The 24,965-nt window shown below is 43.9% G+C and carries 20 protein-coding genes and 1 pseudogene; 10 read left to right on the top strand and 11 right to left on the bottom strand.

The features are described from left to right. Positions 1 to 131: 131 nt before the first annotated feature. Positions 132 to 1,040, bottom strand: a complete 909-nt coding sequence (locus H6S82_RS00335) for an IS4 family transposase (RefSeq protein ID WP_255512218.1) — start codon at positions 1,038 to 1,040, stop codon at positions 132 to 134. Between the two features lie 321 nt (positions 1,041 to 1,361). Here H6S82_RS00335 and H6S82_RS00330 point away from each other — a divergent pair, with 321 nt between their 5' ends. Continuing rightward, a complete protein-coding gene (locus H6S82_RS00330; protein ID WP_242056749.1) occupies positions 1,362 to 2,240 on the top strand; it encodes an IS4 family transposase in 879 nt (292 codons plus the stop codon). On the opposite strand, the gene H6S82_RS00325 is transcribed toward H6S82_RS00330, so the two are convergent. After that, positions 2,229 to 2,654 (bottom strand): transposase, encoded by a 426-nt coding sequence (locus tag H6S82_RS00325; protein WP_190464703.1) that lies wholly within the window; start codon positions 2,652 to 2,654, stop codon positions 2,229 to 2,231. The genes H6S82_RS00330 and H6S82_RS00325 overlap by 12 nt on opposite strands. 458 nt (positions 2,655 to 3,112) lie before the next feature. Here H6S82_RS00325 and H6S82_RS00320 point away from each other — a divergent pair, with 458 nt between their 5' ends. The 5 genes from H6S82_RS00320 to H6S82_RS00295 all read left to right on the top strand — a co-directional run bounded on the left by H6S82_RS00320 (position 3,113) and on the right by H6S82_RS00295 (position 7,324). Beyond that, positions 3,113 to 3,550: a transposase gene (locus H6S82_RS00320; protein ID WP_190464702.1), complete on the top strand. Its 438-nt coding sequence runs from the start codon at positions 3,113 to 3,115 to the stop codon at positions 3,548 to 3,550. A 119-nt stretch (positions 3,551 to 3,669) separates the two neighbouring features. Continuing rightward, entirely contained in the window at positions 3,670 to 4,812 is a 1,143-nt protein-coding gene (locus H6S82_RS00315; protein ID WP_190464701.1) for an IS4 family transposase, read from the top strand. A 414-nt stretch (positions 4,813 to 5,226) separates the two neighbouring features. Then, positions 5,227 to 5,559: a transposase gene (locus tag H6S82_RS00305; RefSeq protein WP_190464700.1), complete on the top strand. Its 333-nt coding sequence runs from the start codon at positions 5,227 to 5,229 to the stop codon at positions 5,557 to 5,559. Next, positions 5,556 to 6,113 (top strand): transposase, encoded by a 558-nt coding sequence (locus H6S82_RS00300; protein ID WP_190464699.1) that lies wholly within the window; start codon positions 5,556 to 5,558, stop codon positions 6,111 to 6,113. The genes H6S82_RS00305 and H6S82_RS00300 overlap by 4 nt, the downstream gene beginning before the upstream one ends. A 68-nt stretch (positions 6,114 to 6,181) precedes the next feature. Next, positions 6,182 to 7,324 carry an IS4 family transposase gene (locus tag H6S82_RS00295; RefSeq protein WP_190464698.1) on the top strand — a complete coding sequence of 381 codons (1,143 nt, stop codon included), beginning with the start codon at positions 6,182 to 6,184 and terminating at the stop codon, positions 7,322 to 7,324. A 520-nt stretch (positions 7,325 to 7,844) separates the two neighbouring features. Here H6S82_RS00295 and H6S82_RS00290 read toward each other — a convergent pair. Continuing rightward, a pseudogene (locus H6S82_RS00290) lies at positions 7,845 to 9,423 on the bottom strand (IS1182 family transposase). Between the two features lie 303 nt (positions 9,424 to 9,726). Here H6S82_RS00290 and H6S82_RS00285 point away from each other — a divergent pair. Both H6S82_RS00285 and H6S82_RS00280 read left to right on the top strand, forming a co-directional pair. Then, positions 9,727 to 10,779, top strand: coding sequence for a type IV toxin-antitoxin system AbiEi family antitoxin (locus H6S82_RS00285; protein ID WP_190464697.1), 1,053 nt, complete (start codon positions 9,727 to 9,729; stop codon positions 10,777 to 10,779). Then, positions 10,773 to 11,597 (top strand): hypothetical protein, encoded by an 825-nt coding sequence (locus H6S82_RS00280; protein WP_190464696.1) that lies wholly within the window; start codon positions 10,773 to 10,775, stop codon positions 11,595 to 11,597. Before H6S82_RS00285 ends, H6S82_RS00280 begins: the two co-directional genes overlap by 7 nt. 150 nt (positions 11,598 to 11,747) lie before the next feature. Here H6S82_RS00280 and H6S82_RS00275 read toward each other — a convergent pair whose 3' ends face one another. The 6 genes from H6S82_RS00275 to H6S82_RS00250 all read right to left on the bottom strand — a co-directional run bounded on the left by H6S82_RS00275 (position 11,748) and on the right by H6S82_RS00250 (position 20,581). Next, entirely contained in the window at positions 11,748 to 12,515 is a 768-nt protein-coding gene (locus H6S82_RS00275) for an HIRAN domain-containing protein (RefSeq protein WP_190464695.1), read from the bottom strand. Then, positions 12,512 to 13,438 carry a HipA-like protein gene (locus H6S82_RS33175; protein ID WP_190464694.1) on the bottom strand — a complete coding sequence of 309 codons (927 nt, stop codon included), beginning with the start codon at positions 13,436 to 13,438 and terminating at the stop codon, positions 12,512 to 12,514. The genes H6S82_RS00275 and H6S82_RS33175 overlap by 4 nt, the downstream gene beginning before the upstream one ends. Before the next feature lie 128 nt (positions 13,439 to 13,566). Then, complete coding sequence (locus tag H6S82_RS33170; protein WP_242056748.1) at positions 13,567 to 17,427, bottom strand: plasmid replication protein, CyRepA1 family; 3,861 nt, start codon at positions 17,425 to 17,427, stop codon at positions 13,567 to 13,569. 362 nt (positions 17,428 to 17,789) lie between these two features. Next, positions 17,790 to 19,553, bottom strand: a complete 1,764-nt coding sequence (locus H6S82_RS00260; protein ID WP_190464693.1) for a helix-turn-helix domain-containing protein — start codon at positions 19,551 to 19,553, stop codon at positions 17,790 to 17,792. Positions 19,554 to 19,724: 171 nt separating this feature from the next. Next, complete coding sequence (locus tag H6S82_RS00255) at positions 19,725 to 20,312, bottom strand: Mu transposase C-terminal domain-containing protein (protein WP_242056747.1); 588 nt, start codon at positions 20,310 to 20,312, stop codon at positions 19,725 to 19,727. Positions 20,313 to 20,404: 92 nt separating this feature from the next. Continuing rightward, the gene (locus tag H6S82_RS00250; RefSeq protein WP_190464713.1) at positions 20,405 to 20,581 is read right to left on the bottom strand and encodes a hypothetical protein; all 177 of its coding nucleotides are present in this window, start codon (positions 20,579 to 20,581) and stop codon (positions 20,405 to 20,407) included. A 225-nt stretch (positions 20,582 to 20,806) separates the two neighbouring features. Between H6S82_RS00250 and H6S82_RS00245 the strand changes: the two genes are divergently transcribed. Further along, entirely contained in the window at positions 20,807 to 21,130 is a 324-nt protein-coding gene (locus tag H6S82_RS00245; RefSeq protein WP_190464692.1) for a hypothetical protein, read from the top strand. A 54-nt stretch (positions 21,131 to 21,184) separates the two neighbouring features. Then, positions 21,185 to 22,225 carry a tyrosine-type recombinase/integrase gene (locus tag H6S82_RS00240; protein ID WP_242056746.1) on the top strand — a complete coding sequence of 347 codons (1,041 nt, stop codon included), beginning with the start codon at positions 21,185 to 21,187 and terminating at the stop codon, positions 22,223 to 22,225. Between the two features lie 78 nt (positions 22,226 to 22,303). Here H6S82_RS00240 and H6S82_RS33845 read toward each other — a convergent pair whose 3' ends face one another. Further along, complete coding sequence (locus H6S82_RS33845) at positions 22,304 to 22,426, bottom strand: hypothetical protein (RefSeq protein ID WP_255512217.1); 123 nt, start codon at positions 22,424 to 22,426, stop codon at positions 22,304 to 22,306. Between the two features lie 29 nt (positions 22,427 to 22,455). Then, a complete protein-coding gene (locus H6S82_RS00235; RefSeq protein WP_190464691.1) occupies positions 22,456 to 24,477 on the bottom strand; it encodes a DEAD/DEAH box helicase in 2,022 nt (673 codons plus the stop codon). Positions 24,478 to 24,965 lie beyond the last annotated feature (488 nt).

Below are 24,965 nucleotides of genomic sequence, written 5' to 3'. Positions count from 1 at the left end.
ATTTATTTATCTAACACCAATTTATCTGCCTCTCATGCTTATTGCTCCTTATTGAGAATAGGTTTTTACCCCATTTTTTAGGATTCATCACGGATCAGATGTCTTTTTTGAGTAAGGATGTCTCTTTTTATTCAAGCTTTGCTTTTTGCTCTCCGTAATTTCCGATTGGGACAGTTGAGGGTGCGGAATGTGGGATACAATGCTTGCCATTCGTGGCTTTGAAATGCTTGTGTGGCTGGTGTTTCTGGGTTGTTTCTAGCTTGATATGTCAGCCATAATAGCCGCCATGCTACGATCGCGTATGTGGCTAAGGCTCTTTCAATTCTTTTGGCTGTTTCTAGTTGCAGGTTTTCGATGTTACAGCCGCTTTTTAGGGTGTAATGGTATCGCTCGATTAGCCAACGGTATGAATACCATTTTAAACATAAGCAGGCTTGTTGGTAGTCGGTTACTGGTAGGGTAGTTACTAATAACCATTTGATTGGTTTTTCCTTGGGTGGGGGCGTTTCTTCTTGGGCTAGTATAACTTGAATTTTGATTGGTTTTAGGTTGCTTTGTTGGGGATGCCTTTCTGGGGGTTGTAGTAAATAAGTGGCGATTCTTATGGTTAATTTGGCTGGGCGAGGTTGCCGTTTGGTTGTGCGTTTTAATGAGATGGTTAGTTGTCCGATTGGTTTGGTTTTGATGATGGCTTGTGGGAGTTTTTCTACTTCGGTTTGGGTGGTTGCTGTTTTGACTGACCTTTTTTGGTAGGCTCTGATTAAGTATTCTGAACCGATTCTTCTGGGTTGGGCGAATAGTTCGTATATGTCTGCTTCTCGGTCGCCTACTGTGACTACTCTTACTTGGGAGGGGATGGCGTTTTGGGTGATTTCTAGGCTTTCTGTCCACCGTTTACTTTCTTTGGGTTCGGTTGGTTTGGTGGTTTCGGGTTTTTTGGTGGTGTTGGTTTTCTTTTCTCTTGCCCACATTTGTTGATGTAGTAGTCCTGACGGGGTGACAACCCCGTCAAAAGCCCCACCGGTGGCGGATTTGGCCAACTTGAGCTAAAAAAAGATGGGGTTTCCATTGTTTAAGTGTCCCCATCTACATAATTATGTTTCCTCAATTTTACCAAAACCATCTAGAAAAACAACTCAAATCGGCAGAATACCATACGCTCAAGGCTCTGGTATATCTGTTGCAGAGCCATAAACAAGTTAGTATTGAATTATTGGCTTCTTTTTGGCCTTATCCGATTTAATTTGAGAGTCGCAGGCGTAGCCTACAAAGATTTCTGAAATTAGACTCCCTGAACATAGAAAGCCTGTGGTTTCCACTTGTTAAAGAAATTTTACAAGCTAAATTTAACAAATCTCAACATGAAGAAACTTGCGATCGATAGAACGCAGTGGCGAGCGCATAATGTATTTATGGTCAGCCTAATTTGGGAAAACAGAAGTATCCCCTTATACTGGCAATTGCTGGACAAAAGAGGATGTAGTAATATTGACGAACAAAAAGCTCTACTCACTCCTGTGTTAGAGTTGCTATCAGATTATGAAGTGATTGTGTTAGGCGATCGGGAATTTGGTAGTGTCAAGCTCGCATCGTGGCTCTGTCAGAGACAAGTAAAGTTTATTTTTAGAGTGAAACAAGGGCGCTATATCCAAGAGGAGAACTCTGATTACATTCGCTTATCTGACATGGGTTTAGTGCCGGGAACTAGCTTTTATTTAGCCGATACAAAATTCACCAAACAAAAAGGTTTTGGGACTTTGGATATCGCTGGTTATTGGCGACGAAAATATAGAGGAAAACAGGAGGACGAAGGTTGGTATCTTTTGACTAATGTCGGCACTTTAAAACAATCGGTCGATATCTTCAAATGTCGGAGTGGGATTGAAGCTTTGTTTAAAGATTGTAAGACTGGGGGTTATAACTTAGAGAAAAGTCACGCTAACAATCGGCGTTTGAGTAGTTTAATATTATTAATAGCGATCGCCTACACTTGTGCTGTAATTCAAGGTCAAAGAATCAAGACAATGGGAGTGCAGAAATATGTGGGTAGGTTAACTGAGCGCGGGCGATCGATACGTCGTCATAGTAGTTTTTGGATAGGATTATATGGTCAATGTTGGGTAATTGGCATGGAATTTTGTCAAGATGTTATTACTGAATTAATGAGAATCAGGCGCAATAAACTACCATTTTTTCAGAGGGGTCTAAGGGCTATGTCCTTTATTTTATCAATGTTTTGACGGGGTTGTCACCCCGTGAGGTAGTAGTCCTAATGGTACTCCTTCATCACTGACGCAGAGAACTGAGTGTAGTTTTAATCCGTTGGCTTTTGAATTACTTATTGGGCCTAACCCTTGTTTGTGGCGATGATGGCTGTAGTCTAGTTCTGTGGTGTCTTGTATGGCTAGTACTAAGGGGTGTTCTAATGCTCTTTCTATGGTGCTTTCTCTGTGGGCTGCTATGATGGCTGATGCTTTGATTCTTGGGTTGGAGAAGAAGTCGTAGGCGGCTTGGACTGCGGCGGCATTTCGACAGGCTTGCGGTATGCTTGATGATGGTTTGCTGGCTAGGTCTTCTACTATTTTGATTAACCGCTGGTTGCGACGTTTGTTTCCTAGTTTGGCGGTTTTTAATTCGGCGGCTGCCCAACTCATTCTGTTTTTCCCCTGACTTCATTTCTTTTATTTTCTCTCTGTTTGCCCTCCTGCATTCTGTCTGTTAATTTTTTTTAGCAATCGCGTTAGCCTGTCCCAGGCATATCGCTTTTTTCTTAAACCTCTTTATATCACCCCTTAATCGGCTTCGTTTACTTTTATTTTCTCCCTCTTTCTTCACAACTAATTTGCTTTTCTTGCTTTCATTTTTTGTATGTACAGTATGTCCTTCTACACCTTTTTACCCTACATAAGAATTGCTGCCTCTGAGAACCTAATCTTTAACTTTTGTAACCAACATTGGCCTAACACTTCTTTGACTCCCCTCTTTTAACCAGAAATTGCGCTTTTCCACCGCTCAAATTGTTAAGTTTTTTTGCTAGCTTTGTTAAGTTATTTGCGATTAATGGATAGCTTTGTTTACTCAACTTCAACAACTTGGTTACAAGGGTAGCTACATGACTGTTTGCCGTTTTTTTCAACGGCTCGATTTGAGTAATGGTGTTCCTGTGCGTCGTCTGGCTCCAATTCGCTCAGTTCCACCGTTGCGCGATCGCCATCTGCCACCTCTGACTCCCCGACAGGCTGCTTTTTTGGTTTTTCGTCTGTCTGATTCTTTGTCTGCTGATGAAAAACAACTGCTCTCATTGCTGTCTCAACAGCCGGATGTTGCACCAGCGATCGAGTTGGTTCAGGATTTTGCGGCTCTTGTGCGTCAGCGACAGCATCATTTGTTGGATGCCTGGTTGCAACAGGCCACTGATTGCTCTTTCTCTCCTTTGGTTCGCTTCGCAAACGGTCTTGTCCAGGACTATCAAGCTGTTAAAGCTGCTTTGACTCTCTCTACCTTCAGGGGGCGACAAGCGCCCCCGAACCAAGACAATGAAGGCGTTTGAAGCTTTAACCTCTGCCAGAAAATTCCCGACTTATTGACAACAAGCTCTAGGTAGAGAAAAAAGTATCAAGTTGTGATAAAAAGGAACGGTCTCGCTATGTTCACAAGACCACATCAAAAATGTTGCCATCATTTTACCAAAAATACCTGGAAAAATATCTGAAACCAGCACAATTAATTACTTTAAAAATGCTGGTGTGGTTGTTACAATCCCAAAAACAAGTACGAATAGAAAGACTGGCGGCTACTCTGCCATTACCCATATTGGAAAATAGTCGCCGTCGCCACCTTCAACGTTTTCTATCTCTCGGTTCATTAAATATACTTGCACTCTGGTTTCCCTTAATTAGAGAGATTATTTACCATCGCATTAAAGTGGGAACTCAAATAATTATCGCTATTGATAGAACCCAATGGTCATATAATAATGTTTTGATGGTCAGCGCCATTCATCAAAAAAGAGCTTTTCCAGTATTTTGGACATTGTTAGATAAAAAAGGAGCTTGCAACCTCGCAGAGCAAAAGCAAGTATTACGTCCAGTAATTCGGTTGTTAAACAAATATCAAATAGTTGTCGTTGGAGATCGGGAGTTTCATAGTATAGAATTGGCGCAATGGTTACACCGTAACAAGGTCAGCTTTATACTCCGTCAAAAATGTGACACAACTTTTCGATCAAAAAGACAAATATCTCAACCGTTAAGCAGTATTCCTCTTCAACCAGGTATTCGGCTTTTTTATCAAAATATTAGTTTGACTCAGAAAAAAGGTTTTAACCGCTTTAATTTGGCTGCTTATTGGAAGAGAAAGTATAAAGGTAACCAGGAAAAAGAGCCTTGGTATTTGTTAACTAATCTTTCCGACCTGAAAAGTGCTACTCAGATCTACAAGCAACGTTATGGCATAGAGGCGATGTTTAAGGATTGTAAAACTGGAGGCTATAATCTTGAAGATTCTAAAACATCACCTGACAGATTAATCAAATTAATTCTTTTAATAGCTTTAGCCATGACTTCGGCATGGTTGCATGGTCAAAGAACTCAACTACAAGGGCAACACGAATATGTTTGTCGTTTGACAGAAACAGGTAGAACCAGAAGACGACATAGTAAATTTTGGATAGGCTTATATGGAGAAAGTTGGCTGGCTGCTTTCCAGTCCTGCCAGTTATGGGTAGAAGAAATGCTGAGTCTTATTGCAAATAAAAAGTTATTTTATCAACGAGGCTTGAGAGCCATAAACCTTATAGAGCAGCCGCTCTAGCGGCTTGGTCGCCCCCTGAACTCTCTACCAGTAATGGTCAGGTTGAGGGACAGGTTAATCGTCTCAAGATGCTTAAGCGTCAAATGTATGGTCGTGCTGGTTTACCTTTACTTCAACGTCGTTTTCTCTTGCTTTCTTGAATGTTTGTTGACAGCTTTTCTCATTTATCTGGTTTTTTACTTTTCAGGGGGCGACAAGCGCCCCCAAAGCAGCATGTGCAGAGGTTTTGGAGCTTTCAACCCCTGCCGAAAAATCCCTGGCTTATTGAGAACTGGCTCTATATAGAGAAAAAAGTATTACAGCGCTTTGCGCTGTTATGAGATACAATAAAATATCACTTCGTAGCCAAAGGTAATGAAAGCGTATTCGGTTGAGTTCCGCAAAAGAATAGTGATAGCCCATTTGGTAGAAAAGATGTCAATCAGGAAAGTAGCTACCCAATTTGCTGTCAGTACAAGTTTAGTCCAAAAGTTGGTGAATCTTCAACGAACAGAAGGAAATTTACAGCCCAAACAAACGGGAAAACCACAATTTAGCCACCTGACCAATGCGGAACCAGAAGTCAAAGCATTAGTAGCAGAACATCCAGATGCAACATTAGCAGAATTATGTGAATTATTTGCTTCTAAAACCGGAAATTGGGTGAGTCAGTCGGCCATGTGCCGCTATTTGCAAAAATTAGGGTTAAATCGCAAAAAAAAACTTGGTACAGCAGCCAAGCGGCGACAGAAAGAGTCCGAAAATTGAGAGTTGAGTATTGGGACTCAATCAAACATATTGAGCCAGAAAATCTCGTATTTTTGGATGAAACAGGCATTCTACTTGGGTTAGCGAGAACTCATGCTCGTTCCTATCCAGGCACAAGAGCCACCGAACTAAAACCATTTTATCGCGCTGCTAAAGTGACAGCTATTGGCGCAATTAGTATTAATAAAGTCCTGGCATTAATGACAATGAATGACTCAATGGATGGCCAAGCATTTGCTGTATTTATTTCTAAGTTTTTATGTCCTCAGTTATGGCCGGGAGCGGTAGTAGTCATGGATAATTTACCCGCCCATAAATTAGCATCTATTGAGCCTATGATTCAAGCTGTAGGTGCGAGTGTTATTTGTTTATCCCCATACTCTCCAGATTTTAATCCCATTGAACTCTGGTGGTCACAACTTAAATCTTTTTTACGTAAATTCGCTCCCACTAACACCTTGATGGTTGACAGAATCATCAAGGTAGCTCTCCATTTAATCAATCCTCAACATTTGAGAAATTGGTTTGCTCGTTGCTGCTACTGTACCTCATAACAGCGCAAAGCGCTGTAAGTTGTGGTAAAAAGGAACGGTCTCGTTATGAACACAAGACCGAAGCTATAATGTTGCCATCATTTTATCAAAAATACCTGGAAAGATATCTCAAGCCAGCACAATTAATTACTCTAAAAATGCTGGTATGGTTGCTACAATCCCAAAAACAAGTACGACTAGAAAGACTGGCAGCCAATCTACCATTGCCAATTTTAGAAAATAGTCGTCGTCGCCACATTCAACGTTTTTTATCCCTCGGTTCATTAAGTATACTAGCTCTGTGGTTCCCTTTGATTAGAGAGATTATTTTCCATCAAATCAAGACCGGAACTCAACTAATTATTGCTATCGACCGAACCCAATGGCGAGAAAATAATGTATTGATGGTTAGCGCCATTTACCAAAAAAGAGCTTTTCCCATATTCTGGACATTGTTAGATAAAAAGGGGGCGTGTAATATAGCCGAACAAAAGCAAGTATTACGTCCGGTAATTCGGCTATTAAAGAAATATAAATTAGTGCTCATTGGGGATAGAGAGTTTCATAGCATAGAACTGGCACAGTGGCTACATCGTCAACATCTTAGCTTTGTGCTTCGCCAAAAATGTGACACAACATTTAGAGAAAAAAGACAGCAATTTCAGCCGTTAAGTAGTATCCCTATTCAACCAGGAATTCGGCTTTTTTATCCCCAGATTAGCTTAACTCAGAAGAAAGGCTTTAACCGTTTTAATTTAGCGGCTTACTGGAAGAGAAAGTATAAAGGTAAACAGGAGAAAGAGCCGTTGTATTTATTAACTAATCTCCCCGATGGCAAAAGTGCTACTCACATCTATCAACAACGTTATGGTATAGAAGCAATGTTTAAAGATTGTAAAACCGGAGGATATAATCTAGAAGGTTCCAAAGCCTCGCCTGATAAATTAATTCGCTTAATTCTCTTAATAGCTTTAGCCATGACTTCAGCCTGGTTGCAAGGAAAAAGAACTTCTTTACAAGGACAACAAGAATACGTTTGTCGTCCGACAGAAAAAGGTAGAAATAGAAGAAGACATAGTAATTTTTGGATAGGTTTATATGGGGAAACCTGGCTGATTGCTTTTCAGTCCTGCCAGTTATGGGTACAGGAAATGCTAAATTTTATTGGCAATAAGAAGTCATTTTATCGACGAGGATTAAGAGCCATAAGCCTTATACAGCAACCTCTTTAGCGACTTCGTCGCCCCCTGAATTTTTACTTTTTTGCGATCGCTTCTGCGGTGGTTTTTCCTTCTCTGCTCATACTACATCCGGCAAGCTTCTCTCCTGGCTGTTTCTACCTGGTAATCTGAGTGCCAATTTTCCAAAAATGCTGCCTCAACGGATTACTTCTACTTTTTCTTATCAAGGGTACTACATCCCTCTATCCCTTACCATGTATAGCTTCTGGCTTATTGCTTCTCTTCACCAAAATCGCGTAAGAACCGCGTAAGAACCCAATCATCCTGAAACTCGACACTTATGGATAGAGTTTTCGGTCAAGTGCTAGAGCGCCAGTCCAGTAGAAGAGATTGACAAAAAGTGATCTTTATGTTGGGCTAGAAAAAACCTCTCGCTCACCACTCAAGAGTCAAGGCGTAACTGAGCGAGAGTAAAATTAACAAAACAAAATTCCAGCCTCTTTCTTGCGCTTGACAAAAGAGGTTTCTTATCAGAATAAAACCATCTATTAAACTGAAGATATTTTTTTAGTTAAGCAGATATCGGTTGATGTTCCGTAAAAATTCGAGCCAAAACATGAAGATTATGAACAACTGCCATGCGGCGAAGATCGAAAAGGTTTTTACGCAGTCCCAAGTAGCGAGCTTGTTTTCCCTGCCATTGACCAATATGAGCTAAGCTATGTTCTACGCTGACTCGTTCTCTTAATTTCTGGCGACCAGATGCAGTGGTTTGACGTTGACGTAATTCCTGCAATAAAGACTCATCTGGATGAATGGAAATAGTACGACCTTTAGAACTAGCTGTACATTGAGAACGCACTGGACAAGTCTGACATTGCAGTTGAGGAAAGCGAACAATTTTTCCTTCTATAAATGGGATGCTTATCCCATTAGGACAACGAATTAACTGATTCTCCCAGTCTAGATTGAAAGCTGTTTTATTAAAAAAATTCCCATTACGTACTCGCCAAGATTTACAAATAATTGTCAAGTTTGATGAACGTTCTTTTACCCAATGGCTTGTCAAATAAGCGCGGTCGATATGTAATTCTTCTAAAGTAACTTGTTGAGATTCTAAATCGAGCGCAATTGCAGAAGTAACACTAGCTTCTGCTGCAGCTTGCAGGTGTCACTCCTACGGCTCTCACCATTCCTAGATCTAAGTCTTTGAGGATGTGACGCTTATAGCCATCAAACCTTTGTGAACGGCTTTTTCGTCCGTGTCGCATCTCCGGGTCTTCAATCGCTATCCGGCGATTAGGAGCTACGCCCTGACGTAACTTTGGGCAACTATCTTCTCCCTTTTCTATATCTTGTGCCTCTATTTGTCGTGCATCCTCTAAACTTTTTTGTGCCAATTCCCTGGTTGGTTGTTCAATTTCAGATTGTTCTTCTATCCAATTTTCTACTTGATTGAGGGCTTGGAGAATTTTTATTAATGCTTGTTCTCTGGCTGATGGTTCATCCCAATCCATATCTAATGCTCCTTTGAGACTGCTATTAGTTATCACCTCTGCGCCAGCCTTTTTTGCGATCGATTCCAAATCTTGCTGCGTGTGACTGGCAATTATTTCTAACGCTTTCTTAAGTGCATGACCTAATAAGTTATAAGTGTCTTCCACTCTCGCCGCTCCCCATAATGGGCTTGAATCTAACGCGGCTCTTAAGGAACGCTCACTGTATCCTTGGGTCTTTTTTGCAATTTCGATGGTTTTTTCAATCAGACGCCGATCGCCACCTTTAGCGATTAAAGCTGCGCGAAACCTCACTAATGTTCCTTTGCCAAACGGTGCTTGTTCGCAGTCAATACAATCTAGTACCAGTTGCCATCGTCGATCCATTACCATTGCTTCGATCGCTTCATCATCTGAAACTCCTGTATAAGCTTGCAGAATAATTGCTAAAGCAATCTGTGCTGGTGCGAGCGGGCATTTTCCTACCGTACTGTCTTTAAACAGACCTGAGAGTTCTTGTTGAAGTTCTTGATCGAATAGTTGGTGACGAATTTTTCTTACAAATAAGAACAGTTTAGCCGCACGGATGCGTTTGGCGATAATTTGCTCTTGTGGGGATAACTCGATGGGGGGATTCCATATTGGTGGACGCATCGCTTGACTCTTGAGTGGTGAGCGAGAGGTTTTTTCTAGCCCACCATAAAGAGCGCTTTTTGTCAACCTCTTCTACTGGACTGGCGCTCTAGAGCATACCTTACCTATTACACCACCACATCTCACCCCACAAACCTGATTACGCCGTCTAGATATCTATCTAGACATTATTGGCTCAATCTCCCACGCCTGCTGCCCAGCCTTTTTCCTCTTTCACCAAATATGCGTCAGAACCCATTTGCCTTCTGCTATAATTTTCACTAAATAAGTTAGTTTCAGCAATTGCTGAAAATAGCTTTAACAATGAAAATACCCAATTTAGAACAAGAAGCTTTTGCGGCTCTGCGTGCTTGTTTGCAGGAGATTCCCTTTGTGCAGGTAGAGCTTCTAGAGAAAGAGTCAGAAAAAGAGCAGAAAAGTCCTGAATTTCAGGCGACGTTGAAGTTACCGACACATGATGTGCCGCTAGTAGTCGATGTCAAACCGAACGGTCAGCCGCTGCAAGCCCGCTCTTCTGCTAACAAGCTATTTCGCAGTGTGGGGGCAATTCCGGGAGCCTACGGCGTGTTCATCGCTCCTTACATTTCCCCAAGATCTGCGGAAATTTGTACTCAAGAAGATATCGGCTATGTGGATTTAGCAGGGAACTGTCGCCTGTGCTTTGGGCAGGTCTACATTCAAAAAGAGGGGAAGCCCAACCCATTTAATGAAAAACGGGATCTGAGATCGCTTTACTCTCCTAAAGCCGAGCGAATCTTAAGAGTTCTACTTAACTCACCGCAAAAAGCGTGGAAGGTGCAGGACTTAAGCGTTGAAGCCGCAGTCAGCCTGGGACAAGTGTCTAACATTAAGAAGTTGCTCGCCTCTAGGGAGTTAATTAAGACTAGCCCCGATGGGTTTTGGTTGCGCGAGCCTTGTTTGCTTCTATCGGACTTTCGGCAACACTACGACTATCGCCGCCACCAGGTATTTGACTTTTATTCCCTCAAAAGTGTTGGGGAAATTGAAGCGACTTTGGCACAAACCTGCTCCGATGCGGGGATTCGCTACGCTTTAACGGGATTTTCCGGTGCGGCAAGATATGCCCCAGTTGTCCGATATCAACGGGTAATGGCTTACGTTGCTGACGGGGTGGAAAAGTTGGCCCTGAAGCTAAATTTGAAAGCGGTGAATAGCGGTGCTAATGTCAGTTTGCTCCAACCTTATGATGAGGGAGTTTTTTACCAGGCGCAAGATATTGATGGGACTCAAGTTGTGTCCCCAATCCAACTTTATCTCGACCTCTACCAAATGAGGGGACGTGGGGAAGAGGCGGCGCAAGCACTTTTAGAACAGGTAATCATGCCCCAATGGTAGCCAAACGCGATTACACCCAGATGGCAGTAGAAGCAGCGAGATCGGTGCTGTTGGAACTGGTTCGTATTTTGGGGGAGTACCGTAACGAGATTGTCATTATCGGCGGTTGGGTGCCAGAACTGCTGCTATCTGAGGCACAACAGCGACACATCGGTAGTACTGATGTCGATATCGCGCTTAATCACCGGACTTTACAAGCGGCGGGCTACAAAACTATTCAAGAATTACTGTTGGCTCGTGGGTATCGTGAGGGAAGACAGCCTTTCATTTTTTCTCGGACTGTGACGGTGAACGACCGGGAGATTGTCGTACAGGTTGATTTCCTGGCGGGTGAATACGAAGGTAGTGCTAAAAGCCATCGGACTCAGGAGATTCAGGATATCCGAGCTAGGAAAGCACGAGGTTGCGATCTGGCTTTTGAATTGTTTACAGAAGTGAGGATTTCTGGAACGCTGCCTGGGGGGGGAATAGATTCTGCGTCTTTACGGGTGGCTTCTATTGTGCCTTTTCTGGTAATGAAAGGGATGGCTCTTTATGACCGTCTCAAGGAAAAGGATGCTTGGGATATTTATTTCTGCCTTTACAATTATCCTGGTGGTTTAGATGCTTTGGTTGAGGAGTTTAAGCCTCATATCACTCGTGGTTTGGTGCGGGAAGGTTTGAGCAAAATTGCTGAAAAGTTCGCTTCGCCTTCACACATCGGCCCGGTGTTTGTTTCTGATTTTGAGGAGTTGAGTGACCCTGTTGAGAGAGAATTCTTGCAACGAGATGCTTATGAACGGGTGAACTATTTATTGACGCAGTTGGGTATCAGTTGAGTAACCGTAAAAACTCTCGCTTCTTGAGTAACCACGCTCTCTAATCCTATTCAACATCGCACTTGGCCAGCCGATTACTATTTTTCCTGTGCTTAGAGTGACACAAGACCGGTAATTACCCTGGTACTCGGCAGATCTGCTGAAACTCTTTCAGGGCATGGCAATTACCGCGTCAGCGATTAGAGGCTGATACTCAAGACCGGAAAACGGAAGATTTTCCTCACTCCACCTTGCGGTCAAGTTACACAGCAAGCGAAACTGGAGCGGTGTCGGCGGTTGATTAGCACGCTCTACACGCACCTCTACCAAACGAGGATTCCTCCGTAGAAGCTCAAAAATCTCACTATTCAAGTATCGCGGACAATACCCTACGATGTAGCGGTCTTCTGTATTGAGAGTCAATCCCTGGGAATCAAAAGAATTTTGAAATTCGTGCGCTAACCATAACTTATCCCCAGGCTCAAAGCGATTAATCCGCTCAATAGCAGATTGGGGTAGATGTCGCAGTCCGTGAGAGAAAAAGTGAAGATGATATCGTCCTTCTTCATCTGGTGCAGGACATGGAAAGACGGTAAGTGTATCTGTTTCTCTTTGCCCACCACTGCGGGCTAGCATGGCAATCGGGTCATCTTCATGTTCGGGAATATTCAACCATTGAATAAAACTTGAGTAGTCTGGACGACTTCGAGGCATTAACCGATTAGAGAATACAGAAAATAAATGAGTTGATGTATAGACCTCATCTAAGCGCGGAAACGATAACAAAGGTTGAAAACCACATTTCTCTTGAGCTTCTTTAGCACCTTGCGTGTAGACAAATTGATAAATCGCTCCATCAAAAGTTAAGCGACCAATGGGAAACCAGGAGCGGCTATTGGGGTCTTGCCAAGCCAAAAATAGTGTTTTGGGTTTATTCAAAGTAGTGAATTCCTCAAGGTAAGTAGTTTGTCTTGGTTAAACTCCAGAATTTTTTGGGCAAACTCTGCTGCGATAGACGAAATGCGATTGTTAGGAATCCGATTAAAAATCTCTCCTGTATTATCTTCTGAAATGCTTTTAAGTCGTGACAGCCACATCAGGGCAGCTTCAGGATAACTATGAGCAACTCGCTGAAAAACATCAAAAGTTCTCAGGGGCTTTTTGTCGCCAATATTCTCATAGAATGCTGAGAAACATTTGTTTGTATATGCTTCTACTAAACGTTTCTGCCTTTGTTCATCAGACAGGTCACGACCTAAACTTGAGGCATGGTCGAAAGTGGGTGCTAAGTGAATTGTTTCCATCGAATTAGACGGGGCTTTACTTCTTACGATTCCCCAGTTTTCGTGGTGACGGTCTCCATTGCCAATCCAGGCATCTAACAGCAGATAGCCGACAAAGACTTCTACTGCGCTTTCGATGCCTTCTGCTGCTGTCCAACCAAGAGGAAGATTCACAGACTCATCGGAGATAACGCTTAGTACAATATTAATCGTATGTTGTGTGACCCTATAAGTTCCAGAGGTGGGGTAATTCGGTACGATGGGGGTGAGCAGTTCGTTACCATGAACCAGCGTCCCTCCTTCTGGTAAAAAGTAGGGGGAAACGACACCGCGATTTCCTTCCCAAGTTTCCGCTAGTTCATAAACAGCGTGAGGGAGTCCCAAGAGGAAGCACAACTGGGATGCTACTTTTTCAGCCCAATCTTCGCCTATGTTTTGTCGGGCTTGCTTGTACAGACAAAGACCCAATTCTTCATGTTCAAACCAAAACTTATACTTGCTCCCCATCGTTTCATTTGTGGAGAGTTCATAAGCTTCTTGGCTGACACGAATAATGGGGAAGTTTGGAGTGGCTATCATTCCGTGGAGTCACTCAAGCTAGAGAATAAAATAATACTAATTGGGACTGTCTTAAGATCCACAAGAAGATTTTAAACCGTCCGGTCGTACCCAGTTTCAGTGAGATAAAGACGCGGCATCGCCACTCATCATCCCGTTCCCTCATCAGCCAGTTGCAAGCGATGTGCGTAAGTATGGGTAAATAGTCCAGACAAGAGCGATCGCACCATCACCTGAGTACCTGATGAGACAGCTTTAACGACATATTTCTCAACCTCACTACAGAACCTCACCACTGAGCCAACTTTCAGCCATTCGGGTGCTGTTTCGGGGGCAGTTGGGGCAGCGATATCTTCCGATTCCCCCTGTCCTTCTGTTGGTAGCATCGCTTCCAATGGTTCATTTTCCACATTCTGCACTTGGGCCTCAAGAGCTGGGAGATCGCTCGACTGTGGTACACCCCCTGAGATACTTATATATGTATCCGACCCCGATCCACCAATAGCAGGGTCAACAGTATCTTGTGGTACACCCCCTGATATCCCTATAAAATTATCAGACCCCGATCCACTAACAGCAGGGTCATCACTCAAAGGAGACACACCCCCTGATATCCCTATATATTTATCCGACCCCGATCCACCCCGTACACTCGCCGCCTCAGCTACCCTTTCCACAGCTTCAACATCCCGCTGGTACCAAGCCGAAAAAATCGCCTCTCTACCATCATCAGGGAATTGGAACTGATAAACCCTCACCCGCTTCCTTCTAAGAGAAGCGTCACGTTCCTCTATCCGTTCAAAACCAATGCGTTTGAGAGTAAACCCTAACTTTACACCCAGGATATACTGCACCACCTCCATTGGCGGAGCATTGGGATTGATATTTATCCCCAAAAAGTCCTTCACATCCTGACTGTACTGCTTAACGAGATTGCTAAACTCTATCACCTCTGAGTCAATTCCTCTAAACTCAACTTCAGGTGTGAAAAAATAAGTTATTCCCAATTTCTTAAGCGCTTCTACAGTAGCCGTAATAAATCGCAAGTCCTGCGGACAAACTTTTCCATTACCCCTTTCCCGATGTCCTGTTAAGTGATTTTTATCCCTATTCTTGACAAATTCAGAATCATGAGTCAGGTAATAATGGAGGCGGATTTTAGACAGCCAGCCGTCTTCGTCCTTTAATACCAATTCCGGAGTAACGGTCACACCATAAGTTTCCTCCAGTTGATATTTGCGAACAGCATTTAGTTCCAACTGAGTTTTAGAACGTTTGTCTTTCAACAAAAGGTATTTAGACTTGTTAATCCGCTCGACAACTGTAACAGCTTCTGCCGAAGTCATCCGGTTTTCTTGTCTGATAACTTTGGCTTCTTCACTAAGACAAGTCGCTTCTGTTTCTAGTTGGTCTAACTCTTCTTTTAGTTTGACGATTTGTTCGGATAATTCCTCCTTTTGTTCGTAATCATCGGCATTGTGAGCCGCTATTTCTAGCGTTTGCAAAAAACTAATCTGTTGCTGCAATTCATTCTCGCGACACAGATGCACTTGATGACCTTCAGCTTTCAAAAGCTCCCAAATAATCTTTCGATAATCCCACATTCCGGCATTAATTCTCGCCCCCATCTTTGCCCAAGTTCGCAAGTGAATCGGGTCATAAGCAGAATCAATATCAAAGTCTACATCTTGCAACAAAGACAGATTAGTTTTGATGACTTTCTGTTGAGATTTGAGAATCGCTCGATAACTCGCGCTACCGTTGCCAATTTTACCCAAGCCAAATTGTTTAGTCCAAACAAACCAAGGCACATTTTCATCTCGCACACGCGCCAAACCTTGCAAAGCATCATTAACCGGTATTGCTCCTTTAAAAATACCGAAAACCGCCACAAAATTACCCCGAATGTTAATACTAACTCCGGTGCCAATAGTAGGACTGGCAATGATAATGTCGTAGTTTGGGATGATGGTATTAATTTTCTCCACGCAGCCATAAGCTGGATGGTTGGGGTTGGCTACTGACTCGCTATCAATCCTGAGAATTCGTAAGACAGGAAATCGTTTTTTCAGTTGGATTTCCAAGTTGGTACAAGACCATTTTCCCTTGACTTTTTGGGAATCTTCCACCACCATGATGGGGCTGCTATGTCGCTGGATGGGACAACATTCGGCGCGGCTGTCGATATCGCAACAAGTGACCTCAAGAGATAAAATTCTCTCCATCTGGGCAAACAGCGGTGCGGGGTCGCTGGTGGCGAAGAAAGTGACGTCCCGTCCCTTGGTTGGTTTCCACTCGTTGACTGCAATCCAAGGCTCGATCTGAATACCCGAGATCGCTTTCAAGTAGTCGATCGATTTGTCGGATAAGTCGGCATCTTGGGCAACGACTAAGCCACCGGTGGTCAAGACATTGTGGATCAGTTTTTGGAAAGTTTGCAAGATAGCGACCCGGTTCTCGTAGCAGGTGCTAGAGTTCAGGGCGTGCCAGAGGACTTGTTCGCACTCATCGATGATGACGATCGCTCCCTCCCAGTTTTCTGGATTGAATTGGGCTTGAGATCGGGGATGCAGGCTATCGATGCAAAGGCCGTATCCGAACAGTTTACCTTCAGGCGAGTCTCTGGTTTCGTCGATGTAGTTGACTCCCAAGGCAGCGCAGATTGCCCTGCCCAGTTGAATCCTGTGCGTAATTATCAACACGCGACGGGAGCCTGTGTCAAGGGCATCTGAGACAAGCTCAATCAAACCTTGGGTTTTGCCAGTACCTTTGGGGGATTTGATGCCTACTAACCCGGATTCGGGATAAGGGATTTCTCCCAGATAGCGCTGGAAGAGTTTTAAAGCGACTGGATAAGTTAGTCTCCAAGATTCCCTAGTTTGCCAAAATGAGAAGGCTTGTGCGGCCTGGTAGAGGTCACTGAAAGCATTCTCACCCCCGGATGGGATATCTCTCTGGTTCGATTGGAACGTAAAGTTCCTGGCAGAAGGGAGGTCACTGAAAGCATCTTCCTCCCCAGATGGGATATCTCTCTGGTTCGATTGGAACGTAAAGTTTCTGGCAGAAGGGAGGTCACTGAAAGCATCTTCATCCCCATCCTCCCCAGATGGGGATGATGGGTAAAAATTAATGGTATTTTCTCCCCTGCCCCCCTGCTCCTCTGCTCCTCTGCTCCTCTGCTCCCCTGCTCCGGAGCCTCTTTCACGGGCTACTACGAAATCATCGACGCCTTTTTCAGGCCCAGGCAGGCTGATGACTTTCACCTGACATTTGGCGGCATTGAAGCACTGGCCCAGCTTGTCAATTTCCCGGTTGACGTTCTGGATGGTTTGGCGTTTGGTGTCACGGTCGAAGCTGATGTAGATTTCCCGTCCTAGTGTGGCGAAGTGTTGCAGTTCTGGGATGAGATAGGGGTTGCATTTCTGCCCTGAGGAGTTCTTAGTTCTGACGCCCATTGTAACGCCGGGGATGGCTATGGCGACGTAGCCCAAGGTTAGCAGACAGCCTGCTTTTTTAGCGCCTTCGACGATGATAATGGGAATGTTTTTGGCCCACACCCATTGCCAGAAGCCGTGTTGTTTGTCTTGTTCGGTGATGGGGACGCTGTAGCGTTGGGAGATTTTCGACCAGATGCGGTCTGGGACTTGCAGGAAGAAGGCTCTGGTGGGGGTTTTGGGCGGATGCTCGTATTTGATGGGTTTGAGCTGGCCTTTGGGGTCAAAGGTTTGGCGTGGCTGGTTGGGTTTGAAGCAGCCCCACAGCATGGGTTGCCAGTTGTCGAGGGGGTCGAGTCCACTACACCACCAGCCGCCAGCTTCGATGTGGCTGTATTTTTTTCTGGCCCACAGCCACTGGGCGTCGGGGTGGACTCGGCCGGAGGCGGCGTCAATTTCGTAGAGGAGGTAGGCGTAGGGGGCGTCCTCACAGAGGACGCGGACGTTGAGGGCGAAGATTTGGGGGTCTACGCTGCTGTTGAGCCATTCATTGCGGGGGGACTGTGGCGTTACCATAGCTCACCCCAATGAATTGCTCTGCTGTCGCGCGAATTCTTCATCGGGCTATTCCTTGCGTGGGGAACATCCCTTTTTCTCACTTTTCGCTCAGGACTGCTGGGAAACGGATCTAATTACTCTGTTTGGTACTAAGAGCCTGAAAGCTATGTGTAGTAAGGATTACAAAAATTGATAGTCGGGCGATCCTAGAGAAATAGTCGGGCGATCCTAGAGATTTTGTAACATCGCTCAAATTTTTATCCAGTAAGGGTTTGAGGTCTATTTTTTCGGTTAATTTGGTTGTTACACGGCTGTAATCACCGCCATAACAAAAAATCCAGCTTTGTAACAGCTGGTTAAAAGAAAGCAGTGATTGATTGCTAAATGTCCAGCAGTTCCCGAAATTTTGTCTCAAGCGCTGGGGAAACCGGGCGCTGTCCTCTTTCAATCAAAGCTATTAACGAGCGTGATACTCCGAGCCACCCAGCTAACTTGGCTTGGCTCCAGCCCTTAGCTTCCCGCACTTTTCTCAACTGCTCAACTGTAATTGGCGTTTGCTTGGACAACAGCGACGTAGGGGCTTGGGGTTCAGCTTTTATCGCTATCAAGTCAGGAATTGGAGTCGGTTGAAGAATCGTAATTTTTGCAGCTAGCAGCTTGTCTATATATCCCTTGGGCATCCGCTTTTTATCCTGATTCCCTGGCTGAAGCCATGCTGAGTAGCTTTCCAAATCGTATTGAATCTGCCAATCCAAACTGATTAAAAGCTTCAAAGCATTATCCCAGCGCTGTTTAAGTTCATAGGCTTTACGCTTATCGCTACGGGCTGTCTCTAATTCAGTCTCTGGTAACGCCATCTTGAGCAGAGTTTTTACTTCATATCGCCCACTTTGATGGAAGCGACTTTCCATCGTGAGATGTAGTGCCAACCTTAGTGCTAATTCATCATGATAAGGGTCAATTTGCAGCACTTTTTGGGCTAGGTAGCCAAATTGATAAAGAGCTTGCTTAGCTTTAGCTCCAGCCCGATTGAGGAAATGTTTAGTCCAAAGCCCCGGTCTGACAGTAATAAATACTTCATAAGGCTGTTCTATTTTCCGTGTAAAAATATCGGCTGTTCCACACGGTTCTATTACCGAATCCCACGTTCTTCCGGTTGGATAGCTAACATTTACTTTGTTCTTGGTTCTGCCTTCAATCCAGAAAGCGCGTGAGACAAAGCAGGATAAAGCAAAAGCAGCTTTAGCAATTTCATTCAATTTGTGTGATTGAGACAAATCTGTTCTTTTGTCCCATCCCAATTCCTTAATAATGTTAGTTGCTTTTAGGGTAAAATCACTTTCCCACGGGTTAACCTGTTTCATTGTATGCGCCGCATAAATCAGATGCAGCTTGGCTGAAGTGAAGCCAAATTTATTAATGATTTGTTCAGCTGCTTCCCAAGGCAGTAACTCAATATCTCCAGGATTACTGATGTAATGCTCTATATAGTTGTCAGATTGCGCTTGGCACTTATGCTGAAAAACCGCCAGTCCATTTGATTCAAACCATAAATCTTTTCTGAGTTGAGCTTGTAGGCCAGAAGCTAAGATGGCCGGGGTGGGAATGGAAGTTATAGAGCTATTGATAAACAGTCGGGGTTCCGTTACCAGGATTGGTTTTGTGGCTACTTTTAGCAGCTTTAAGAGTTCATCTCTTAAGGATTGTTGGGCAATGATTGAGGCGAGCAACTCGCTAGCAGATTCAGCGGCACATAATTCTTTTAAAGACAGTTCTACAGTTGTCTCGTCTTTGTTTAAATCTGCCGAAAGTGTCAAGGAAATCTCCGGTTTTGTCAGAATGATACCTTTGGCCTTCCATTGCTTCAATCCCTGAAGAATGAACTCAGCTTTTTCTAGCCAAAACTGCTGATTAAAATATTCACTAAATTTTTGTTGAAGATGGGCAATTAATTCAGGGGTAATGTTCAGATCCCGTTGCTTAAGTTTACCTCTGTTTTGTCCCTTAAGCTTATTGAACTCATTGTTGAGGTTCCTTGCTAGTTTGGATAAAGTCCAGTATTCGAGTGTTCCTTCACTGCGTAGCTTCTTGGCGTACTCTTGAATGCGGTCGCCGTCTATTGTGGTGGTAGCAGATAACTCCATAGCCTAGCCTCTTCCTGCTAATAATCCCATTTTTATTCGGGTAGCCCTAAACTATTTGCTACAATGAACCAACTAGCCATACTCTTCTAAAATCATAACATACAATGCCCGGTTTTTATTTCAAAATTTAACTTTTTAAGCTAACATAATCTTAGCCAATATTTATTATACTTACACAAAAATCTCTTTCACAAAATGAGTCAATCGTTTTTTAACTACTCGATGCTGCCACAAGCTGAGTCCTTTAGTGTAATCTTGATTGAGTGCTGGTACTTCTAAAAATTGATGGGTTGACTCATCAAAAACATAAATGCGAGATAAATCCGTTGGGTCATATTTGACTGTTGTTTTAGCAGATTTCGCTGTTTGAACACGTAGTCGCACCAGTTCGCTACTGTTGTATAGTAAACCTTCAAACTCTATCCCCCTTCTGGTGATTTTGCGAGTAGTAACATGACCAATTAAAACTTTTAGTTCCAGATGGGATGGCGGTAAAGCTAGCGGAAAACAAGCTACCCCAGTAGACCAAACTACCGACCGAGGCGATTTCAGTTCGGGATGCTGACTTTGGTTATAAATATCAACGATAAAAATATGCAACATTTCCTGTAGTCCCTCAAACGAAATGACTGCATTCTGCCTGGGGTCGTAATCATCGGACTTGAGGAAGTTGGAGAAGCTTTTGCCGGGTTCATCAGAAAGTAGTTGACTATTTAAAGCCCCAAAATATCTTTCTATCGCACTCTTATACCAAGGCATTTTCGGCGGATAATATTGCAGGCTTATCCCTAACTGTAAACAGGCATCTTCTAGGTGCGTACTTAAAAATTCTTGACCATTATCTACTACAATTACTTCTGGTAATCAGGATCTATCTCCAGCCAATAGATGTAATCCCGCTCAATTTGAGATTCCCACCAGATGGTGGTGTTCATTTTCAGACTGAGGAATTTGCCGATGACTCTTCGGCATCCTGTATTGCTGAATTTTCTTACCCCTACTGCTACGGCTCTACTAGCCCTTGCCATAGCTCAATATTATTAGCCTAGCTCACTTCTACTCTTTTTCAACTTATCTGCAACACTTTTTCAACTTATGTGAGACTTTTTCAACTTATCTGCGAACCGACACAGTTTTTGATTCTATTTTAGTCTATACATTGTATATATATTATACTTTATCTAGTTAATATATATATTTTGCTAAAATGTCTATATTAATTTCAATACAACAAGGTTACAGAAACATAGACAATGACCAACAAGAAATTAGCAACTTTTCGTATAGATGCCTCGAAATGGCAGGCATTTCAGCAATGGGCAAAACGTAGTGGTAGTAATGCTTCTGCTTTACTGGTTGAGTATATAGAGGAATGTCTAGATACAGCGCCTACTCGAAGATCCATATTTCCTTTAAACCAGACAGCTAATAACATAGATGAACGTATAGGCAGTATAGATGAAAGATTAAAGCTTTTAGAAGCATCTGTTGAGCGACGAGTTAAAGAGGCCATAGAACAGCAGATAGCTTATCATCTGGCAGAACTTGCTTCCAAGAGTGAAAAATCTCAACCTTAGCGAAAAAATAAAACCCTTTTGATACTATCGGTTTTGCCTATTTTAGGTAAGATAATGTTACCTTATTTTACCCGCACGTCTGGCCCAATCGGGACAATTAGTGGGAAAATAAAACATTCTAAGCGATCGCTCGTTGGTGACCCGATAATGTCGCCTCAAGCCGACTCAATTGCTCTGACCACTCAGCCAATATCAGATAGCAGACCAATAGACCTGCGTTGGCCCAGAGTAGAGGAATTTTTAAAAGCACGGAGTCTGTCCCCCAACAGCCAAAAAGCCTACCGCCGGGAACTCCAACGCTTTCTGTTGTGGACGAATAATCCTTGGAGCGAAATTACCACCAGGCAAATCGTTCAGTACAAAAACCATCTAGAAGCATCCTTAACCGATAATTCAGTCAATCGGGCACTTTCGGCACTCAAAAGTTTCTTTGGATGGCTGTGGAAAGCCTATCCAGACAGTATTTCCCACAACCCCACCCAAGCGGTAGCCCTCAAAAAAATACCTTTACCGCCAGCAATGGATTTGAGCGAGTTGGAAGTGGAGGCTTTATGGCAAGCTGTACAGATGCCGTCTAGCACTTTTCAGCGAGATACGGGGTTACTGGCGGTGTTAGCACACGGACTCAGAGCGGGAGAGGTAGCAGCTTTGAACGTGGGGGATTATGACGGCGTGCGGTTGACAATAAGAAAAGGGAAGGATGATAGCAGTGGCACTGTTCCCCTGTCAAAGGCTGCTCGCTGCCAATTAGATGCTTATTTGGAGTGGCGGCGACAAAAAGGGGAACGCTGTCATAAAAGCAAACCGCTGTTTTTGTCCCATAGCCCGATTAAACCGGGCGTGCGGTTGGGCTATCAAGGGATTTATTACACGATTAAAGAATTGGGGGAAAAAGCAGGTATTCGGAATCTGACGCCCCATCGCTTAAGACATACCTATGCTACCAAGCTACTGCTCAAAGGAATGGATAGCTTGCACGCTCGCACTCTGACTCGCCACAAATCAGAAGCCAACTTCAAGCGTTATGCCAAACGCGCTCTAGCAGCGGCAGCCGAACGTGCGTTTTACCAAGCTCTAGGTGAAGAACCGCCCTGATTTGACACTCTCAGGTCGTCATACACTGAGATTCTTTAAGAGTTTGGATAAACAAACTCAGCGTAAAAAACACCGTTTTTAGGCAAGATTCTTACTTCCCGAAGCGTGGATGGGATGACTCAAACGACTGTTGAGTAAGGGTAGGGATTTGAGGGGTAGGAGGTTGTGGACGCCGCTAACTTCTATATCGTTGGGTTGCAAGAGCGCACCCCATCCACAAATTCTTATATTTAATTTGTTGACGAGTGCGTCCGCAAAAAATCAAGACGTGAAGTACCTTCTATCCCATCGCTCAGGTATTTAATATTAGCCATTGGTATCCCGTTCTTTTCAAATAAACCTGTAACCAACACTTCTTCGCCAGTGGCAGTTGATACGGCTTTTTCACCTACGCCCAGAAAAGTGTCAAAAGCGATTTTTGCTTTTTCTTGTGTCGCGGTTTGTCGCAATGCTGCAACTTTAAGTGACTTGATTCGCGCTCGTTCTGCTGGTGAAAGCAGTTCCCAAGCTGCTACTTTGAGAGCAGAATAAGTTTTAGCAATCGACTCAGCTTCCGACCATCTGGAAGCTTTTCTGAATAATTCTGCTACTTGAGATGCCTGAAGAATTACACGCTCGACAGGTGCATCCAAAGCGTTATCTAATGGTGACTCTTTATATGTTGGTGTAACAGAAGAATTAGTATTCTTTTTGAGCAATTGGAACCAACAATCCACCACCCAGTCTAAAGAAAATTCTAAAATATTGGCGCATTCTCTCAATTCCGGAATACCAGTTGAGGGATGTTTTTCCACCAAACGGCGTAGCACCCAGTCACTTTTGTAGTTTCGCCGTCTTTGGATAGTAGCTAAGGAGCAGATGTCAGCTAAAATAACCCAATTACAATCAAGCGGAATTTCTCTAATTTCAGCTTTTTTATCTTCTGTGACTCTTCGGGGTGGTGGTGGCTCTCCCCCCGACCATTTTTCCATTTCGATTTTTTGAAGGCAGTTGGGGCAGGTGTACAGACACCAGATTTGAAATTCACCATGCCTGGGACTCCACTCAATTCGGTAAGGTTTTTGTTCGTGGGAGAGCGGTTTAAAGACATGATGGCATTCGGGACAACTGACGTGCCATCGGCCTCTGGAAAGAGAAATTGGCTCTAAACTCCACAACCATTCAAAGTCAGGAGCGCCATGAACTCCCCAATTTTCCGTATGGTCGATGATGATGGCGTGTTCTTTGTCGGGATGAGGTCGCAAACTGCGCCCGACCATTTGCAGCCAAAGGATGAGGGATTTGGTAGGACGGACACACTGCACTGCTTCTAGGGAAGGGATGTCCACCCCTTCACTGACAATGCCGCAGTTGCAAAGAATTAAGGTTTGACCAGTTTGGAATCGTTCTAGTATTTGATGACGCTCTTGTTCAGAAGTGTTGCCATCAAGATGCTCAGTGGGAATTCCTGCTTCTTGATAGGCTTGTGCGATGGCGATTGAATGTTTAATATCGACGGCAAATACTACGGTTTTTTTACCAAAAGCAAACTTGTTCCAGGCATCGATTAAATCCCCCATCACCAAACTGGTGTCGATGGCGGCGGCCAATTCTCGTTGATTGTAATCCCCACCCGTAGTTCTGACACCAGAAACTTTAATCGCGTTAGGTGCAGCAAACAACTTGAAGGTGGAGAGATAACCTATTTGAATCAAAGCTGCCACCGATGGCCCCACTACCAGGGTATCGTAAAGGAATTTAAAGCCTTGACCGTCAATCCGAGCAGGGGTAGCGGTAACTCCAAGAATGTAGGCGTGTTGGTAGTGCTGGGCAATCTGCTGATAGCTTTTGCTGACGCTATGGTGTGCTTCATCTACAATCAGCAATTCGGCGGTAGGCCAGAACTGGGGAGAACGGCGTACTAGAGTTTGGACGGAAGCGACCTGGATGGGCCGCTCTGGGGTGGTGGGATAACCTGCTTTGATGATGCCCACCGGCTCTCCTGTCATCCCTTCCATCTTTTGAGCTGCTTGGAGGATTAACTCTTCCCGATGGGCTAATACCAATACTCCTGAGCCAAAATTAGTAAATTCTCGCGCTACGGCGGCGAATAATACTGTTTTGCCAGCCCCAGTGGGAAGGGTTAGTAGTATACGCCTAGACCCCTGTGACCATTCCTGGAATACTTGCTGCATTAATTGAAGCTGATAATCTCGCAACGAGTAAGTGGAACTAGAAAATTGCACTTCTAGGTCAGGGGGTGAGTCGTTCATATTTGTATTTGGCAAATCGTGTCGATATATTTTAAATTGTGTATAATTTTTATTTGTTTGTATATTTGTGTTTCAGGAGTAGGTTAGGGGTTAGCAATTTCGGGCTACCGTTCTCGCGTCGGGACAGCTGGATTAGGTTAGAATTCTAACTCTCTAGACTCTCACCGAATCAATCGATTGACGCAATCCCGCAACCAGTACGTTGATAACTACCTGCATCAAACTAGCAGATTGGTTGTAATGCCAGTGGTAAGTTGATTAATGCAGACATAAATGGCAGCTTAAATATTATCCGAAAAGTATTCCCCAAAGCGTTTACCGCAGAGGGGATAGTGAGTGCAGCCGTTGCACCATTGAAGGTGAGAGCCTTCCCTGAGAGAGCGCGAGCGGACAAAGGTAGATTTGTTCAGTTTAGCTTAAACGGTTTCAATCCCTGTCAGATTTCCTTCTGGAGCGTCCCCGCCTCCCCCCTAGCAGAGCGTCTCTTT

The organism is Planktothrix sp. FACHB-1355 (assembly GCF_014748295.1).
Taxonomy (GTDB): Bacteria; Cyanobacteriota; Cyanobacteriia; order Cyanobacteriales; family Aerosakkonemataceae; genus Aerosakkonema; species Aerosakkonema funiforme_A.
This window is presented reverse-complemented; position numbering and strand designations above follow the sequence as displayed.